The 17,485-nt window shown below is 74.4% G+C and carries 12 protein-coding genes; 1 reads left to right on the forward strand and 11 read right to left on the reverse strand.

From position 1 onward, the window contains the following. Positions 1-394: 394 nt before the first annotated feature. The 8 genes from ACZ4M8_RS19985 to ACZ4M8_RS20020 all read right to left on the reverse strand — a co-directional run bounded on the left by ACZ4M8_RS19985 (position 395) and on the right by ACZ4M8_RS20020 (position 9,974). Positions 395-1,009: a hypothetical protein gene (locus ACZ4M8_RS19985; RefSeq protein ID WP_467609171.1), complete on the reverse strand. Its 615-nt coding sequence runs from the start codon at positions 1,007-1,009 to the stop codon at positions 395-397. A 207-nt stretch (positions 1,010-1,216) separates the two neighbouring features. Next, positions 1,217-2,674, reverse strand: coding sequence for an adenosylhomocysteinase (ahcY, locus tag ACZ4M8_RS19990; RefSeq protein ID WP_467609172.1), 1,458 nt, complete (start codon positions 2,672-2,674; stop codon positions 1,217-1,219). 686 nt (positions 2,675-3,360) lie between these two features. Further along, positions 3,361-4,320, reverse strand: coding sequence for a cation diffusion facilitator family transporter (locus tag ACZ4M8_RS19995; protein WP_467609173.1), 960 nt, complete (start codon positions 4,318-4,320; stop codon positions 3,361-3,363). 458 nt (positions 4,321-4,778) lie between these two features. Beyond that, positions 4,779-5,984, reverse strand: coding sequence for a mannose-6-phosphate isomerase, class I (gene manA / locus ACZ4M8_RS20000; protein WP_467609175.1), 1,206 nt, complete (start codon positions 5,982-5,984; stop codon positions 4,779-4,781). A 95-nt stretch (positions 5,985-6,079) separates the two neighbouring features. Then, positions 6,080-7,216: an SIS domain-containing protein gene (locus tag ACZ4M8_RS20005; RefSeq protein ID WP_467609177.1), complete on the reverse strand. Its 1,137-nt coding sequence runs from the start codon at positions 7,214-7,216 to the stop codon at positions 6,080-6,082. Positions 7,217-7,293: 77 nt separating this feature from the next. Then, the gene (locus ACZ4M8_RS20010) at positions 7,294-7,476 is read right to left on the reverse strand and encodes a Trm112 family protein (RefSeq protein WP_467609179.1); all 183 of its coding nucleotides are present in this window, start codon (positions 7,474-7,476) and stop codon (positions 7,294-7,296) included. Between the two features lie 470 nt (positions 7,477-7,946). Then, a complete protein-coding gene (locus ACZ4M8_RS20015) occupies positions 7,947-9,305 on the reverse strand; it encodes a phosphomannomutase/phosphoglucomutase (RefSeq protein WP_467609180.1) in 1,359 nt (452 codons plus the stop codon). A 249-nt stretch (positions 9,306-9,554) separates the two neighbouring features. After that, entirely contained in the window at positions 9,555-9,974 is a 420-nt protein-coding gene (locus tag ACZ4M8_RS20020; RefSeq protein ID WP_467609182.1) for a DUF3499 domain-containing protein, read from the reverse strand. A gap of 342 nt (positions 9,975-10,316) precedes the next feature. Here ACZ4M8_RS20020 and ACZ4M8_RS20025 point away from each other — a divergent pair, with 342 nt between their 5' ends. After that, positions 10,317-10,769, forward strand: a complete 453-nt coding sequence (locus ACZ4M8_RS20025; RefSeq protein ID WP_399090130.1) for a metallopeptidase family protein — start codon at positions 10,317-10,319, stop codon at positions 10,767-10,769. A 59-nt stretch (positions 10,770-10,828) separates the two neighbouring features. On the opposite strand, the gene ACZ4M8_RS20030 is transcribed toward ACZ4M8_RS20025, so the two are convergent. The 3 genes from ACZ4M8_RS20030 to ACZ4M8_RS20040 all read right to left on the reverse strand — a co-directional run bounded on the left by ACZ4M8_RS20030 (position 10,829) and on the right by ACZ4M8_RS20040 (position 16,941). Beyond that, positions 10,829-12,421 carry a DUF5719 family protein gene (locus ACZ4M8_RS20030; protein WP_467609184.1) on the reverse strand — a complete coding sequence of 531 codons (1,593 nt, stop codon included), beginning with the start codon at positions 12,419-12,421 and terminating at the stop codon, positions 10,829-10,831. Continuing rightward, positions 12,418-16,305, reverse strand: a complete 3,888-nt coding sequence (locus tag ACZ4M8_RS20035; protein ID WP_467609186.1) for a glycosyltransferase family 2 protein — start codon at positions 16,303-16,305, stop codon at positions 12,418-12,420. The genes ACZ4M8_RS20030 and ACZ4M8_RS20035 overlap by 4 nt, the downstream gene beginning before the upstream one ends. 372 nt (positions 16,306-16,677) lie before the next feature. Next, complete coding sequence (locus ACZ4M8_RS20040) at positions 16,678-16,941, reverse strand: WhiB family transcriptional regulator (RefSeq protein ID WP_030282286.1); 264 nt, start codon at positions 16,939-16,941, stop codon at positions 16,678-16,680. Positions 16,942-17,485: the final 544 nt, after the last annotated feature.

Below are 17,485 nucleotides of genomic sequence, written 5' to 3' on the forward strand. Positions count from 1 at the left end.
GGGCGTTTCCGGTCCCCGGTGGGAGGCGGGGTGGCCTTCGGCTTTCGCTTTCCGGCCTTTCCGACTCTAGCAGATCCGATTCTCGCCGTTTCCGGCCCGAATTCGTTTCCGATTACCCGTCGGAGGGGTTTTGCCTTTCGGCTGACCCGAACATTATCAGAAAGCATTTCGCCCGAGAGAACCGGGAGAGTTTCTGCTAAGTGATTCGGGTGGCTCCGTCGGGTTGAATTCCGATCGGAGCGAGATATGAGACTAACCGTCGCGATGGAACCTGTCCAGCTCCCGCAACCGTTCGAATCTACCTCCCCGAGACTCCCGTGTCAACGGGTTTCCTGGGGAGCTACAAACAATACCAGCCCAGCGGGGTGCGACGCACATCGGGGGCGGGGTGTCGCTACGGGAAGACCGACGGCGGGGAGTCAAGGGATTCGAGCTCGATGCCGGGGGCGGAGAGGACGACGTCGCCGGCGAGGTGGACGGTGTGCTGTTCGCCGGTCTCCAGGTCGTTGACCTGGTACTCGTCGTCGATCAGCGGGGCGTTGTCAGTGGCGTGTGCTGTGCTGGAGACCAGGGCCCAGGACTGGTCGAGTGTGCGGGGTGCGAGGACGGGGGGTGTGAAGGCCACGAGCCGGGCGCGAATGGCTCCGGCTTCGAGGGCGGGGCGCAGGAGCCTCGCGGTGGCGATGAGGAAAGCGGGGGACGCGCCGGTGAAGGCGTGGGCGGGGACGTTGCCCTCTGTTGCGTGGCTGCCGGTGGGGTCGGTGCGCACCCAGGTGACGCCGTCGAGTGCGGCGCCGCGTACCTGCCAGGCGCCGGCGTGGAGTTCGAGGCGGAGGGGGCGGCCCCGTTCGTCGAGGGTGAGGTCGACGGAGCCGGCGTGGGCGCCGGAGGGGGAGGTGATCTGGGAGACGTAGCGCCAGCCGGAGGGGCCGGTGGCGCAGTGGAAGTGTTCTTCGCCGAGGGGGGTGTGGTCGTGCGGATCGTGCAGGGAGTAGTGGCCGCGGGGCATGGGGGTCCTTCGGGCGGGCGGGGGCGGGGTTGCGGGCTCCGGGCCGGGACGGGCTGTTCGGTGAGGGGTGACCGCTCGATGCGGGCCGGGGTGTGGGGGGTGCCGGTGCGCGGCGGTGCCCCTGTCCGTGGGGTGGTACGGGCCAGGCCCTCGCCCGGTGGGGCGAGGGCCTGGCTTCACCGGCTGCTGCGGGTGTTACGCGTCCGCTCAGTAGCGGTAGTGGTCGGGCTTGTACGGGCCCTCGACCTTGACGCCGATGTAGGCGGCCTGCTCCGGGCGGAGCGTGGTGAGCTTGACGCCCAGCGCGTCCAGGTGGAGGCGGGCGACCTTCTCGTCCAGGTGCTTGGGCAGGACGTAGACGTCGGTCGGGTACTCCTCCGGCTTGGTGAAGAGCTCGATCTGGGCCAGGGTCTGGTCCGCGAAGGAGTTGGACATCACGAAGGAGGGGTGACCGGTCGCGTTGCCGAGGTTCAGCAGGCGGCCCTCGGAGAGGACGATCAGGACCTTGCCGTCGGGGTGGGTCCAGGTGTGGACCTGCGGCTTGACCTCGTCCTTGACGATGCCGTCGAGCTTGGCGAGGCCCGCCATGTCGATCTCGTTGTCGAAGTGGCCGATGTTGCCGACGATGGCCTGGTGCTTCATCCGGGCCATGTCGGAGGCCATGATGATGTCCTTGTTGCCCGTCGTGGTGATGAAGATGTCGGCGGTCTCGACGACCTCGTCCAGGGTGGTGACCTGGTAGCCGTCCATCGCCGCCTGGAGTGCGCAGATCGGGTCGACCTCGGTGATGATCACGCGGGCGCCCTGGCCGCGGAGCGACTCCGCGCAGCCCTTGCCGACATCGCCGTAGCCGCAGACCACGGCGGTCTTGCCACCGATGAGGACGTCGGTGGCGCGGTTGATGCCGTCGACGAGGGAGTGGCGGCAGCCGTACTTGTTGTCGAACTTCGACTTGGTGACGGCGTCGTTGACGTTGATCGCCGGGAAGAGGAGTTCGCCGTCGCGGTGCATCTCGTAGAGACGGTGCACGCCAGTGGTCGTCTCCTCCGTCACGCCGCGGATCTCCGAGGCGAGGCGGGTCCACTTCTGCGGGGTCTCGGCGACGGTGCGGGTGAGCAGCTCCAGGATGGCGCGGTGCTCATCGCTCTCGGCGGTGTCGACGGAGGGGACCTTGCCGGCCTTCTCGTACTCGACGCCCTTGTGGACGAGGAGGGTGGCGTCGCCGCCGTCGTCGAGGATCATGTTCGGGCCGCCGGTGGGCGAGTTCGGCCAGGTCAGGGCCTGCTCCGTGCACCACCAGTACTCCTCCAGGGACTCGCCCTTCCAGGCGAAGACCGGGACGCCCCGGGGGTCGTCCGGGGTGCCGTCGGGACCGACGGCGATGGCCGCGGCGGCGTGGTCCTGGGTGGAGAAGATGTTGCAGGACGCCCAGCGGACCTCGGCGCCCAGGGCGACCAGGGTCTCGATGAGGACGGCGGTCTGCACGGTCATGTGCAGGGAGCCGGTGACGCGGGCGCCCGCCAGGGGCTGGGCCGCGGCGTATTCCTTGCGGATCGCCATCAGGCCGGGCATCTCGTGCTCGGCGAGGGTGATCTCCTTGCGGCCGAATGCGGCGAGGGAGAGGTCGGCGACCTTGAAGTCCTGGCCGGTGGCTGCGGTGGTCATACGGGCTGCTCCTCGTACGGCGAGGTGGATGTCGGGCTGGGCAGTCTGCGGCGCGGGCAGGCGGGAGCGCACGCGGAAGCGGACGCACCTCTCCCCTGGCCGCAGCGCAGTCCGTCGGAGGCCCTCTCTCCCTCGGCCGGTCCGCGGTGCGGGCCGCCCGACCGCCATCAGCAGCGACGTCTGGCACTGGGGACGAATCTACACCGACCGGCTCGGCGGCCCCAGCCCGCCTCGGCTCATTCTGTGCGCTGCGGGTGCGGCGCTCCGGGCCCTGGCGGGTGCTCCGTACGGGGGCGTGAGGAAGGGGTGAGCCGGGTGGCCGCGCGGGTCGGGGCCTCGGGCGGGGGTGGCCGCCGTGCTGTGGTGCGGGGGTCGATCGGGGCCGAGATCGTGTGGTGGTCGCGTGGTCCGTGGGGTGTGGGGCGGAGTCCGGTGGTGCGGGGTTCGCAGGGGCGGTCCGTCCGGCGAGGGGGTGTGGGGGCGCCCGGTCGGTGGGGGCGTGGCCCGCCGGGGGCGTTGGTGCCGGGCTTCGTTCCTGTCCTTGGTGTCCGGGTGCGGAGCGGGTGGTGGGGTGCGGGTGTGCGAAAGGCCCCGCACCGGCGGGCGGTGCGGGGCCTGGCGGATCGCGGCGGGAAGCGGGGCCCGGGGCGGTGCGTCCGTCCCGGCGGTGGCTTTCCGCGGAGGGGTCAGCGGCCGCCGGGGGACTTCTCGGGGTCGGCGCCGGCGGCTGCGGCGGCCTCGTCGTAGATGTCCGGCTCCAGGTAGATGACCCGGGCGATGGGGACGGCGGCGCGGATGCGTTCCTCGGCGGCGTTGATGGCGTCGGCGACCTCGCGGGCGGTGTCGTCGTGCTGTACCGCGATCTTGGCGGCGACGAGCAGTTCCTCGGGGCCGAGGTGGAGGGTGCGCATGTGGATGACGCGGGTGACGGTGTCACCGTCGACGACCGCCGCGCGGATCTTGGCGACCTGGTCGGCGCCCGCTGCCTCGCCGAGCAGCAGTGACTTGGTCTCCGCGGCGAGGACCAGCGCGATCAGGACGAGGAGCGCGCCGATGCACATGGTGCCGATGCCGTCCCAGACGCCGTTGCCGGTGGCGAGGGTGAGGCCGACGCCGCACAGGGCGAGGACGAGACCGATGAGCGCGCCGAAGTCCTCCAGCAGGACGACGGGCAGCTCGGGGGCCTTGGCACGGCGGATGAACTGCGCCCAGCTCTGCTTGCCGCGCAGCTCGTTGGACTCCTTGAGTGCCGTACGGAAGGAGAAGCCCTCGGCGATGACGGCGAAGACGAGGACGGCGACCGGCCAGTACCAGTTGTCGAGGGCGTGCGGCTCGTGGATCTTCTCGTAGCCCTCGTAGAGCGCGAAGACGCCGCCGATGGTGAAGAGGACGATGGAGACGAGGAAGCCGTAGATGTAGCGCTCGCGGCCGTAGCCGAAGGGGTGTTCCTCGGTGGCGGCGCGCTTGGCCTTCTTGCCGCCGAGCAGGAGCAGGCACTGGTTGCCGGAGTCGGCGACCGAGTGCACCCCCTCGGCGAGCATGGACGACGAGCCGCTGAAGGCGAACGCCACGAACTTCGCTGCGGCGATCGCCAGGTTGGCGCCCAGCGCCGCGACGATCGCCTTGGTTCCGCCTGATGCACTCATGAGTGCCTTATGTCCCTTCCGTCGACCGGCTTTACTGCCTCTTTAAGGCTGTGGGGCGGTCATTGTCGCAGCACGGCCCCGGGGCGGTGCGAGGTGCCCGGCGAGTGGACGGTGCCCGGGGCGGTCGTGGCAGGTCAGGGGCCGGGTGGCGGTGGCACCGGAGATCGCGGGACGCGGAGTGGGGCGGCTCGCGGGGACTTCCCAAGGGGGCGCGTCGTCGGGTACGCCGTCGGCGGTCGGTACGGGGCGGGCGTCCCGGCGTCCCGGCGTCCCGGCGTCCCGGCGTCCCGGCGTCCCGGCGTCCCGGCGTCCCGGCGTCCCGGCGTCCCGGCGTCCCGGCGTCCCGGAAAAGCATGCCCTCGGCACCGGTCAGGTCATAGGCCGTGCGCAGGCAGGCGGCCGGGAGTCCGCCGATTCGCGGCAGACCAGCGGGTTCGGGCCCGGACGTCCCGGGCCGGCTAGGCGACGACCGTGGCGCGGAAGAGCGTGCCCTCGCCGGAGAGGGTGATCCGTTCCCCGGCCGGGACGAAGGCGGATTCTCCCGGGGAGAGACTCAACTCGGGCTCTTCCTTAGGGAGTTCGGTGCGGGCCACGACCGTACCGGACGTGCAGAGGAGGACCTGCGGGGTGCGGGCGTCCAGGGTGCGGGGGGCGGCGCCGGGGGCGAGGACGTGGCGGGAGAGCCGGAACTCGTCGGCGGGGGTGTCGTAGACCTCCTCGCCGCCGGTCTCCTCGGGGCGGAGGATGCCGGGGTCGCCGGGGGTGAAGCGGACGATGCGCAGCAGTTCGGGGACGTCGATGTGTTTGGGGGTCAGGCCGCAGCGCAGGACGTTGTCGGAGTTGGCCATCAGCTCGACGCCGAGGCCGTTGAGGTAGGCGTGCGGGACGCCGGCGCCGAGAAAGAGTGCTTCGCCGGGCTGGAGCGTCACGTGGTGGAGCAGCATCGCGGCGAGGACGCCGGGGTCGCCCGGGTAGTGGTGGCCGAGGGCGGCGTAGGCGGCGTAGGCGGAGGCGTGCGGGCCGCCTTCCGCGCCCCGCCGGGCGGCGGCCGCGGCGGCGTGGTCGACGGAGTCGGCGAGGGCGGCGCGGTCGGTGCCGAGGAGGGCGGTCAGGACCTCGCGGAGCGCGTCGGCCTCGGGTTCGGCGCGCAGGATGTCGACGTACGGCTTGAGCGCGTCGACGTCGAGGCCCGCCAGCAGGTCGGCGGCCTCCGCGGGGTGCCGGAAGCCGCAGAGGCCCTCGAAGGGGGTGAGGGCGCAGAGCAGCTCGGGCTTGTGGTGCGGGTCCTTGTAGTTGCGGTGCGGGGCGTCGCGGGGGACGCCGCGCCGCTCCTCGTCGGCGTAGCCCGCCTCGGCCTGGGCGCGGTCGGGGTGGACCTGGAGGGAGAGCGGGGAGCCCGCGGCGAGGAGTTTGAGGAGGAAGGGCAGGCGCGGGCCGAAGGCACGGACGGTGGGCTCGCCCAGTTCCGCCCCGGGGTCGGCGGCGATGACGTCGGCGAGGGAGACGGGGCCGGCGCCGCGGTCGACGCGCGAGGGGGCGCCGGGGTGGGCACCCATCCACATCTCGGCCTGGGGTTCGCCGGTGGGCTCGGTGCCGAGCAGCTCCGGCAGAGCGGTGACGGAGCCCCAGGCGTAGGGGCGCACGGTGTTGTCGAGGCGGTCCATGGGGCTGCTGCTTCCTGCGTGACGTACGGGAGGAGGTTTCCGTGGGGCGTACGGGCGGCGGCCCCGCGGGGTGGTCGCGGGGCCGCCCTCACAGATCACTCGGTGTCGGCGAGCGCGAGGTAAACGGCGGCGAAATCCGCGATGGCGAGTAGTTCGGCGGCGATCTCCAGATCCGTGCCCTCGGACGGTTCCAGCGCGCTGACGGCGGTGCCGCGATCCTCGGCGAGGGCGTGGGCGGCGCGGGTCGCGGAGAGCGGGCCGGGGGCGTGTTCGCGCAGCAGGATGACCCGGGCGTGGAGGGCGGCGGGCTGTTCGACGCGGTCGCGGAAGAAGTCGTCCGGGTCGGCGCCGGCGGCGAGCGCTCCGGAGAGCAAGGTGCGGTGTGCGACGAGCGCCTCGGGGAGTTCGGCGGCGAGGGCGGGGCGTCCGGCGAGGCTCGCGAGTTCGGCGGTGAAGTGGCGGCCGACGGCGCCGGCCACCCGCCCTTCGGTCCAGATCAGCGGCAGGGCGTCGGCGACCTCGGCGGCCAGGGTCTTGGCCGGGTTGGTGTACGTGGCGGCGGCCGGGCCGCAGTCCCCGGCCAGCTGGTCGAGGCGGTCGGCGAGGCGGGTGAGCGCGTCGGGCGGGGCGCTGACCAGCCCGATCCGGTCGGCGAGCGCGAGGATCGGGGTGAGCAGCGACCAGAGGGTGCCCGGGGCGGCGGGCGGGGCGCCCTCGACATCGAACTCGGCGTCGTACGCGGTGGTCGCCAGCGGGACGGCGAGACCGCGGGCCTGGCGGACGGCCTCGGCGAGCGGGGAGCCCGCCGGAGTCACGGCGACGACGGAGCAGCCGCGGCGGTAGGCGCCCTCGACCAGCTCGGCGAGACCGGGGTCGGAACCGTCGGGTCCGGCGATGAGGACCAGGTCGAGGGGGCCGCACCAGCCGGGCAGCGTCCAGCGCAGGGCGCCGGGGCGGGCGTCGACGCCGGTGGGCGGGATGTGGGTGACGGGGCAGCTGCCGCCGCCGAGCGCGCCGAAGAGGTCGGCGACGCAGGGGGCGACGGGGCCGGGCCCGGCGACGAGGACGGCGCGGGGCCGCCCGTCCGGGACGAGGTCGGCGATCCCGCCCTCGGCGGCGCCGCGGGCGGCGGTACGGACCCGGGCGCCGGATTCGGCGACGCCGCGCAGCAGGCCGTAGCGGTCGGCGCGGGCCAGCGCCTCGGGATTGTCGAGGAGTGACTCGTCGAGCATGGTGGGCGCGGCCTCCGTTCGCCGGTGCGGGCGGGACACGCCGGGCGGTGCCGGGGCCGGGCCCCGGCGGCGTCCGGTCAGGCGGGGCGGCGGGCCTCGTCGACGAGGAGTACGGGGATGCCGTCCCGCACGGGGTAGGCGAGGCCGCAATCGGTGGAGGTGCAGGTCAGCTCGGCGGGGTCGGCCGCCGTCCGGTCCGCCAGCGGCGCGTGGCACGCGGGACAGGCGAGGATCTCGATGAGGCTGGCGTCGACCGGCATGGGGGCTTGCTCCTTCGATGGTTGCGGCCCCGCCAGCCTACCGCCGGGTGGGGGGCGGGGGCCTGTCGTCGGGGGTGCGGGAGGCGTCGGGGGCACGGCAGGCCGTGGCGGGCGTGCCCCGGCCGCCGGGCCGTCGCGGCGGAGGGGCGGGAGCTGCGTGCGGGCGGGGCGAAGGCCGCGGGCGGGGCCGGGCGGTTCCGGACGGGGAGCGGCAGACCGGGACGGCCCCCGGCGGGCGGCGGAATCCCGTGGTCGGCGCGGCCCGCGGCCGGGAAGTCCTCCGCCTCACGCACCCTGACCTGCCTCGGCCTCAACAACCGGGGGCAGGCCGCCCTGCTGGTCCACGACGCCCGCCGGCGGCCGCGCCGGGCCCGCGGGCCACGCTCCGGCACAGGTCCGCGCCCTCAGCCCCGGCCTCGGACCGGCCCCGTCGGCAGGCGTACCCGGCCCGGCAAGGCTCCGCCCCCGCCTTACGCGCGGACGATCCCCAGGACCTCGTCGCGTACCCGGGCGACGGTGGCGGCGTCGCGGGCCTCGACGTTCAGGCGGAGGAGGGGCTCGGTGTTGGAGGCGCGGAGGTTGAACCACCAGTCGGCGGCGGTGACGGTCAGGCCGTCGAGTTCGTCGAGGGTGGTGTCGTCGCGGTGCCCGTAGGCGGTCCTGACGGCGGCGAGGCGGCCGGCCTGGTGGGCGACGGTGCTGTTGATCTCGCCGGAGGCGGCGTAGCGGTCGTACTCCGCGACGAGCCGGGAGAGCGGGCGGTCCTGGCCGCCGAGGGCCGCGAGGACGTGGAGGGCGGCGAGCATGCCGGTGTCGGCGTTCCAGAAGTCGCGGAAGTAGTAGTGGGCGGAGTGCTCGCCGCCGAAGATCGCGCCGGTCTTCGCCATCTGCTCCTTGATGAAGGAGTGGCCGACGCGGGTGCGGACGGCGGTGCCGCCGTGCTCCTTCACCACCTCGGGGACGGACCAGGAGGTGATGCAGTTGTGGATGACCGTGCCGCCGGGGTGCTTGGCCAGCTCGCGGGCGGCGACCAGCGCGGTGATCGCGGACGGGGAGACCGGGTCGCCGTGCTCGTCGACGACGAAGCAGCGGTCGGCGTCGCCGTCGAAGGCGAGGCCGAGGTCGGCGCCGGTGGCGCGGACGCGCTCCTGGAGGTCGGTGATGTTCTTCGGGTCGAGGGGGTTGGCCTCGTGGTTGGGGAACGAGCCGTCCAACTCGAAGTAGAGCGCGTCCACTTCGAGAGGGAGCCCGGCGAGGACGGTCGGGACGGTGTGGCCGCCCATGCCGTTGCCCGCGTCGACGACCACCTTCAGGGGGCGGATGCCCGACAGGTCGACGAGGGAGCGCAGGTGGGCGGCGTACTCCGCCAGGACGTCGCGTTCGCCGACGGTGCCGGGGACGGCGGTGGGCTCCGGGGCGCCCTCGTCCGCCCAGCGCTCCACCAGGGCGCGGATGTCGGCGAGACCGGTGTCCTGGCCGACGGGGGCGGCGCCGGCGCGGCACATCTTGATGCCGTTGTACTGCGCGGGGTTGTGCGAGGCGGTGAACATCGCGCCGGGCAGACCGAGGGCGCCGCTGGCGAAGTACAGCTCGTCGGTGGAGCAGAGGCCGATGTGGGTGACGTCCGCGCCGCGCGCCGCGGCGCCGCGGGCGAACGCCTGGGCCAGCTCCGGCGAGGAGGGCCGCATGTCGTGTCCGATGACGATCGCGTCGGCGGCGGTGACCTCGGCGAAGGCGGCGCCGAACAGCTCGGCGAGCGAGGCGTCCCACTGATCGGGCACGACACCGCGCACGTCGTACGCCTTCACGAGCTGCGACAGATCAGCCACGGCCACTCCTCCTGGAATCGGTACGCGAGATCGGTACGGGAGTCCCAACCTACCCGGAGGTACTGACAGCGGCCCGAACGGACATCGGGTACGCGCCAGGCGGTACGCGGACGGCGTGCGGCCCGTGACGGGCCGCACGCCGGAAGGGAAACGGGCCTTCACCGGAAGGTGGACGGCGGCGGGAACCGGGCCGCGCGAGGGGCGGACCGGGCGTCAGGAACCAGGCCGGCACGCGGAGCTGACCTGGCGTCAGGAATCCGGCGAGCGCAGGACCCGGAGGTGACCGCGGCGCGGGGCACCCGGCTGAGGGTCGCGGGGCTCGGGCCGCTCCGGGGCGGCGGGGCGCTCCGGGGGACGGGCGGCCTCGCGGACCGCGTTGGCGAGGGCTTCGAGGTCGTCACCGCCGGGGCGGGCCGGACCGGGATCGACGGCGAGGCGGACGACTTCCCAGCCACGGGGCGCGGTCAGGCGCTCGGAGTGCTCGGCGCACAGGTCGTAGCAGTGGGGTTCCGCGTAGGTGGCGAGCGGCCCGAGCACGGCGGTCGAATCCGCATAGACGTACGTCAGCGTTGCGACGGCGGGGCGGCCGCACGCAGTGCGCGAACAGCGACGTACAGGGCTCACGACGTTGGACGGTACCGCACTCTTGACCGGGCCGCGACGACTCACCTCCCGCTCGGCCGACCGTGTCGTCCCACTTCGTCCGGTGCGTCTGACCTGCACCCGCTCGCGGCGGCCTGCGCCGGACGGCACGGAAAGGGCCGTCCGGCGGCGGAACGCGTGCCGCTCCGGGGCGGCACGCGGGGATTCCCCGGCGGGAGATGGGGAGAAAAGGGGCAAATCTCCGGAAGGAGAGGCCGGGGAGGGCCATGAGCCCGGGGCGGGCGGCGGGGCGGGGACGGGGTCGCGTCAAATGAACACAATCGTTATCGGACCGGTCATCCGCCCCCGTGTTCCCGGATGCCTCGCTCCGCCTCCCCGGAAGGGCCGCGGCGGCTACGCTCGGAGGCGATGGACACGTCCGAACCGCCCCGCCCGACGGAGCCGCGCCCGCGCCGCCGTGACCGCCACGGCCGTGGCATGCGCGGCCCCATCGCCCCGCCGCAGGTCCCGCTCTCGGTCAGCCGCGCCGACGCCTTCGAGGACCTCGTCCACGACGCGCGTGACCGGCTGGAGCGGCGCTGGCCGCAGCTGTCCGGCGTCGACTTCTTCGTGCAGGAGGTGCCGCTGTTCGGTCCGGAGGACGGGGCGGAGCCGGACGACGGGACGGTGCCGCTGGGGCGGGCGGTCCCGGCCGCCGGGCCGCACCGTGACCGCGTCATCGTCTACCGCCGCCCGGTCGAGATCCGTACCAAGAGCCGGGACGAGCGGGCGCTGCTGGTCCACGAGATCGTCGTGGAGCAGGTCGCCGAACTCCTCGGGCTGGCCCCGGAGTCGGTGGATCCGCGCTACGGCCAGGACTGATCCGGCCGCCGCGCGTCCACCGCTCCCCCGGGCCGCCCGGCCCGGGGTCCGTCGGCCGGTCAGTCCGTCAGCAGGGAGAGGTCCTGGCCCGCGGTCGGGACGACCACCGTTCCCCGGTCGTCCGGCAGGGTCTGCACGGTGAAGGCGGGGACGGAGCCCTGCGGCTGGGCGAGGGTGCGGGCCGCGTGGACCGGGCCGCTGCCGGGGGCCGGTGTCAGCGTCAGGGCGTAGCCGCCCTTGAGGCCCTGGGGGCGCGGCGGTTCGACGGCGAGGGTGGTGCCGCCCTTGACCGTGTACGTCTTGCTGACCGGGGTGCCGCCGCCGCTGCCCGCCGAGGCGGTGACGGTGACCTTGGCGTCCTTGCCCTTCTCCGGGGCGACCAGGGAGAGCGTGGAGCCCTTGGCACGGTTGTCGGCGGCGGTGGCACGGGCCTCGACGGGCCGGGTCGCGGGGATGAACGCCATCTCCTGGTTGTCGCCCTTGCCGCGGGTCACCTGAAGCGCCGCGACGATCGGGGCGCGGGAGCCGCCGTCGGCGGGCGTCAGCACCAGTGAGCCCGCCTCGCCCTGGTTCTTGAGGTCGACCGCCGTCGTCATCCCGCTCTTGACGTGCAGCGACTCCAGTCCGGCCGGAGTGATCGAGCCGGTCGGGGTGGCCAGTTGCACCTTCAGGTCGGCGTCGGTGTCGCCGGGCGCCAGGACGATCAGCCGGACGGAGGTGGCGTCGGCGGGGATGCCGGGGAGCACCGCGCCGGGCGCCGGGTCGGCGGCGGCCGGGAGCCAGTCGCCGCCCAGGTGGGTGTCGGACGCCTGCACGGAGGCGCCGATCCGGCCCTCGCGGGCGGTGACGTGCAGTGCCGCGTCGGGCTGCGGGGAGGTGGTGAGGGTGGAGAGCAGCACCGGGACGGTGGTGTGCGGCGGGACGGCGATGTTCTCGCCCGCCTCGCCGCTGAGCGCGCCGTCCTTGCCGCGCAGTTCGAGGTCGACGACGGCCTGGGTGGCGTCGGGGTTGGTGAGGTGGACGTAGTCCTGGCGGTCCTTGCCGGTGCTGACGCCCGGGAACCAGAACGTGGTGTCGGGCGCGGCGCAGCTCAGCCCGAGCAGGCCGCGGCCGGAGCCCGCGGCGACCGAGGTGGTCTGCTGGACGGTCCAGCCGGGCGCCAGCGCGCCGTCGGCCTCGCCGGTCAGCGCGGGCGCGTCGGAACGGTTGGTGGTGGCGGTGACGGGGGTGCCCGCGCTCTTCAGCGGGGCGACCGGCTTCCTGTCGTGCGGCGGCACGGCCTGCTGCCCGGCCTCCGGAGCACCGCCGTCCGCGCCGTCCTTGCCCCCCTTGCCGTCCTTGCCGTCCTTGCCGTCCTTGCCGTCCTTGCCCTTTCCCTTGCCGCCGGTGGTCTCCTGGACCGTTCCGGCGGCGTGGAGTTCGGCGGTGCCCTTTCCGGCGGCGCCCTTGGGCGAGAACGCGGTGTACGTGGTCTCGCCGACGTCCGAGGAGGTCGGGGTCGGGCAGAGGAGTGCGGAGCGTTCGACCGGCTTGCGGGCCGCGCCGTGCGCCGCCTCGGCGGGGGCACCGCCGGGGGCCGCGACGGCGGCGACACCGGTCGCCGCGGCGAGCGCGACCGCCGCGGCGGTCAGGGTCATCATCGTGGGCTTCACTGCTGCTCGCTCCCGTCACGGCGCGGTCCGGCGGCCGGGCCGGGGTACGTCGTGCCGTCGTCGTAGGGCTGCTGGGCCGGGATCTGCTGCCCGTCGTAGGACTGCTGCCCCGGGTAGGGCTGCTGCCCGTAGGCGTACGGGTCGTAGCCGCCGGGCTGCGGGGCGCCGGTCCCGTACGGGTCGGCCGGGTGGCCGCCGGGCTGCTGCTGATAGGGGTCGGCCTGCCCGTACCCGTACGGGACCTGGGCGGCGTCGCCGTACGGGGCGGGGGTGCCGTCGCCGTACGGGGCGGGGGCCGCGTCACCGTACGGCGCCTGGTGAGCGTCGCCGGTGTCATGGCCGAACTGCTGCGGGACGGGGGCCGGGCCGCCGGGGTGCGGGGCGGCCGACGGGTCGCCGGGCTGCGGGGTGCCGCCCCACGGGTCGTACGGGCTCTGCGGTGCCACCGCGTACGGGTCGTGTGAGGCCGGGGCGTACGGGTCCGGGTCCTGGCCGGGGGCCGGGGCGGCGGAGGGCGCGTCGCCGGGCGCCGGGGCGACGTCGGCGTCCGGGGCGGGGGCCTCGGCGGCCTGGGCGGCCGCGCGCAGCCGGCGGGCGCGGCGGCCGTCGCCGGTGGCGGCCAGGGCCTGCGCCTCGGCGGGGGCGGCCTCCTCCGGCAGGTCGTCGTCGATCTCCCGGCGGCGGCCCGGCAGCGCGAGGACCACCAGGACGACGGCGAGCAGGCCCTGGGCGGCCAGCCAGAGGGTGTGGCCGAGCGGGTTCTCGTGGGTGAGGTCGAGGCGGCCGGCACCGGCCGGGAGGGCGAAGCCCTGGGCCCAGCCGTCGACGGTGACCGGCTTGAGCGGGGTGCCGTCGAGCGTGGCCTGCCAGCCCGCGTCGGCGGCGTCCGCGATGCGCAGGACCCGGCCCTCGGGCCCGGCGGGCACCCGGGTGTGGGCCTCGACCGGCCCGGCGGCGACCGCGACGGGCGCGGCGGCGTCCCCGGCGCGAGTGCCGTCGGCGGCGTCGCCCGCGACGATCGTCACCCGGGAGACGCGCCGGTCGACGCGCCACAGGGCGCTGCCGTCGTCCTGGCTGAGCCGGGTCAGGCCGGGCGTGGCGTCCAGGACGCGGCCCATCTCGCGGGGGGCGCCGTCGCGGACCAGGACGTAGCGGACGGCGTAACCGCCGAGCTGGCTGGTCTGGTCGGCGCCGGAGCCGGCGACGAGGTTGGCGACGATGGTGCCGAGCCGCCGGTCGTCACCGGCCTCGCGGGCCAGGTCGGCGTCGCCGAGGCGGGCGCCGGAGCCGCGGACCAGGCTGTAGCCGACGTGACCGTCGCCGCCGTCGAGCACCAGGGTGCGGGCCCGGTCGGCGGTGGACGACTCCTCGGCGACGAACGCCGGGACCTGCACCGGATCGCGCCGCTCCAGCGGCCCGGCGGCGCCGGTGATCATCCAGCTGACGGCGGCGTAGAGCGGCGCGAGCGCCGAGGCGAGCGCGATCAGCACGGCGACCGGCTGCTTCCAGCCGAAGCCGAGGGCGATCATGCGGGTGCGGACGCCCTCCGCGCCGACGGCCGCTGCGGTCAGCAGCGCCAGGCCGTAGACCAGCATCAACGGGCCGGTCCAGCCCTGACCGTTGCCGAGCGCGGCCAGCAGCAGCGCGGCGAACGCGACCGCCCAGGCGGTCCGGATCGTCTTCTGCCGGGCGTCGCGCAGCGCGGCGCCGAGCGCGGCCAGGACGATGCCGAGCAGCAGCAGGCCGCCCGCGGTCTTCGGGCCGCCGGGGTCGGCCGAGAGCAGGTCGAACGCGGACGCGGAGCCCGCGCCGTACTCCAGACCGGCCTCGCGGAAGAAGTCGGCGGGGTGCGCGAAGAGCGACAGCGACCAGGGCGCGAGGACGAGCAGCGGTGCCAGCGCCACGGCCGCGAACCGCAGCGCGTACCCGGTGAGCAGCGCGCGGTTGCCGTCCAGGGCGCGCAGCACCAGCAGCGCGAGGTTCAGCGCCACCACCAGCGGCCAGACGACGGGCGTGAACGCCATGGTGAAGGTGGTCAGCAGCGCCAGCGCCCAGGTGGCGCGCCAGCTCGGGCGGGTGCCCGGCGCCAGGCGCAGACCGCCCGCCGCGACGGCCGCGCGGGCCATCGCCGGCAGCGTGATCGCCAGCACCGCGGTGCCGAGCCGGCCGCCGGCCAGCGCGCCGGTCGCCGCGGGCAGGAACGCGTAGACGACGCTGCCCCAGGCGCGCAGCAGCCGGGAGGCGACCAGCGGACGGGAGGCGAAGTACGCGGAGAGACCGGCCAGCGGGACCGAGCAGACCAGCAGCAGGGTGAGGGTGAAGCCGGTACTGCCCAGGAAGAGGGTGGAGAGCAGCGCGAGGACGGCGAGGTAGGGCGGCGCCGCGGCGGTGGAGCCGGTGCCGACCTGGTGCCAGCTGTCGAGGTAGGACGACCACAGTTCGGTCACGTGCGCGGGCGCGGGCAGCAGCGCGCCGCCGGAGAGCGCGCCGGAGCCGAGCAGTCCGCGGCAGGCGATGAGCGAGACCAGCAGCAGAACGGCGAAGAGCACCGGCGCCGGGCGGCGGGCGATCCGCTTGAGCCGGGCGAACTGCTCGACGTCGAGGAAGTCGGCGTCGTCCCCGCCCGGCCCGGACTCCACCGCGCCGTGCCGGCCGGCCGACGCGACATCGGGCGCGGCCCGTCCGGTGAGGTTGCCCGCGATCTGCTCGACGGTGACGCGGACGGTCGCGCCCGGGGGCGGGAAGAGCGGCCGCAGTTCGCCCGCCTCGGTGGCCGGGCGGCCCCGGCGTTTGCGGGCGGCGAGGATGCGGCCCGGCCGCAGCAGCGTGCCGAAGAGGCCGGCGAGTTCGTCGAGCGCCTGCCCCGGCACCTTCCCGACCAGATAGGCCAGGACCCGCAGCACGGTGCCGAGGACCAGCCGGATCAGTACGTACGGCAGGAGCGCGCCGCGGGTGTTGGCGAGCAGGGTGTAGACGGCGCCGGCCTTGTCGACGCGGTGCGGGCTCGCGACGTGGCGGCCGACGCAGTCGACGGTGCGGCGTTCGCGGGCGGCGGCCTCGGCGTGCCGGAGCACGGCGTCGGGGGCGACGAGGACCTGATGGCCCGCCGACTGGGCGCGCCAGCACAGGTCGACGTCGTCGCGCATCAGCGGCAGCCGCCGGTCGAAGCCGCCCAGCTCCTCGTAGACGTCGCGGCGGATGAGCATGCCGGCGCTGGAGACGGAGAGGACCGGGCGGATCTGGTCGTGCTGGCCCTGGTCCTGCTCGCGGCGGTCCAGACCGGTCCAGCGGCGGCCGCTGCGGGCGATGGAGACACCGACCTCCAGCAGCTGCCGGCGGTCGTACCAGCTGCGCAGCTTGGGGCCGATGACGGCGGCGGAGGGGCTGGCGTCGGCGACGCGCAGCAGTTCGGCGAGGGTGGTCGGCTCGGGCGCGCAGTCGTCGTGCAGCAGCCACAGCCACTGGACCGGTTCGCCGTGCGGCAGCTCCGGCATGTCGTACGCGTCGTCGCGCCAGGTGCGGCTGACGGGGTCCCAGCCGCTGGGGCGCCGCAGGTACGGCAGGTCGTCGGGGGTGAGGACGGGGGCGGTGCGGACCGCCTCGTCGACGGCGGTGCCGAAGCCGGAGCGGCGGGCGAGGTGCAGGACCCGCTCGTCGCCGAGGGCGGCGCCGAGGAGTTGGGCGGAGTCGTCCGCGCTGCCGGTGTCGGCGCCGATGACGTTCTGTACCGGGCGTTCCTGGCCCTGCAGCCCGGCGAGCGCGTCGGGCAGCCAGCGGGCACCGTCGTGGGAGACGATCACGGCGGTGACGACATGCCGTGGGAACTGAGGGGTGCCTGCGGGATCTGTGGCGGTCTGGGCCGCCGACTGGCTGTGCACGGACATCGAGGTACGGGCCCTCCGGACCCGGGAGTTCGGGGCCGGCGGCGAAGCCGCGCGGACCGGCGCCCCCGGAAGACACTGCGACGGACTACCAGGGGAAGCGTCACGCCGGGCGCCGCGAGCCGGACGGGACGTTGACGACACCCCCTAGGGACGCGCGCGCCCACTCGGGGGCGGTGGCACGTCTCGGACGGAGCCCCACACTAATGGTTCACCCGCCCGCGCCCACCGGCTCCTCACACAGCGGACCGCCCCCGGCGTCACGTGCGCTGGAGGCGGTGGGTTCGCTATAGGGGGATATGGGGAGTTGGCGTGGGACGGCCGCGGGGCCCGCGGGGCCCGGCACCGTCCGCCCGGCGGACTTCCGTGCCGCCTTCAGACGGCGGCCTTCTTCAGCCGGCGCCGCTCGCGCTCCGACAGACCGCCCCAGATTCCGAAGCGTTCGTCGTTGGCGAGGGCGTATTCCAGACACTCGGAGCGGACCTCACAGGCGAGGCAGACCTTCTTGGCCTCGCGGGTGGAGCCGCCTTTCTCCGGGAAGAAGGATTCGGGGTCGGTCTGCGCGCACAGTGCGCGCTCCTGCCAGCCGAGCTCTTCCTCCGCCTCTTCGACCAGCAATTCTTCGAACAGCTCGGTCATGTGCGCCCCTCGTCTGTCTTGACGTCCCCGTGATGCGACCGTGATCGACAACGGCCGAACGACACGAGTGAAATTACAAGTGCGGGGATCCGGGCCAGTCAAGCCAAGATCTGCTATTGCGCTCCTTATTCACTCTGCGGAACCAAACGTACGCGGAAAGTGTTCAAATCGTGAAAAACCAGGACACTTCCCTGGGGTGCGCGCCGGAGGCACGTGCCCTTACCCACAGGGACGTGACCGACCGCACGCGCGTTGCACCCCGCGCCCCGGAGCGGACAAGATCACAGCGGGGTCACAGGACCGCAACGGCGCACGCGGGCGCGGCTGCCGGGCCCTTGCTCCCCGGCACCCGGGCACAAACCTTTCGCCGCCCGGTCCGACCGGATGGGGTGAAGCCCCGCCGTCCCGGAAGGCCTCCGGTTGACATCGCGGACGCAAACCGGTCTCCTTGGTGCCATGCCAGCGACCTCCGCGCCCCGTACGACCCGTTTCCACGGGTCGCTGCGCGCCGCGCACGCTCACTGTCGCTGTTCCAGCTGTTGAA

The organism is Streptomyces sp. NPDC027185 (assembly GCF_055567035.1).

What these genes read in the sequence shown, in the direction of transcription:
- ACZ4M8_RS19985 (WP_467609171.1), bottom strand. Translation starts at nt 1,009, where the DNA reads ATGCCCCGCGGCCACTACTCCCTGCACGATCCGCACGACCACACCCCC.
- ahcY (WP_467609172.1), bottom strand. Translation starts at nt 2,674, where the DNA reads ATGACCACCGCAGCCACCGGCCAGGACTTCAAGGTCGCCGACCTCTCC.
- ACZ4M8_RS19995 (WP_467609173.1), bottom strand. Translation starts at nt 4,320, where the DNA reads ATGAGTGCATCAGGCGGAACCAAGGCGATCGTCGCGGCGCTGGGCGCC.
- manA (WP_467609175.1), bottom strand. Translation starts at nt 5,984, where the DNA reads ATGGACCGCCTCGACAACACCGTGCGCCCCTACGCCTGGGGCTCCGTC.
- ACZ4M8_RS20005 (WP_467609177.1), bottom strand. Translation starts at nt 7,216, where the DNA reads ATGCTCGACGAGTCACTCCTCGACAATCCCGAGGCGCTGGCCCGCGCC.
- ACZ4M8_RS20010 (WP_467609179.1), bottom strand. Translation starts at nt 7,476, where the DNA reads ATGCCGGTCGACGCCAGCCTCATCGAGATCCTCGCCTGTCCCGCGTGC.
- ACZ4M8_RS20025 (WP_399090130.1), top strand. Translation starts at nt 10,317, where the DNA reads ATGGACACGTCCGAACCGCCCCGCCCGACGGAGCCGCGCCCGCGCCGC.
- ACZ4M8_RS20035 (WP_467609186.1), bottom strand. Translation starts at nt 16,305, where the DNA reads ATGTCCGTGCACAGCCAGTCGGCGGCCCAGACCGCCACAGATCCCGCA.
- ACZ4M8_RS20040 (WP_030282286.1), bottom strand. Translation starts at nt 16,941, where the DNA reads ATGACCGAGCTGTTCGAAGAATTGCTGGTCGAAGAGGCGGAGGAAGAG.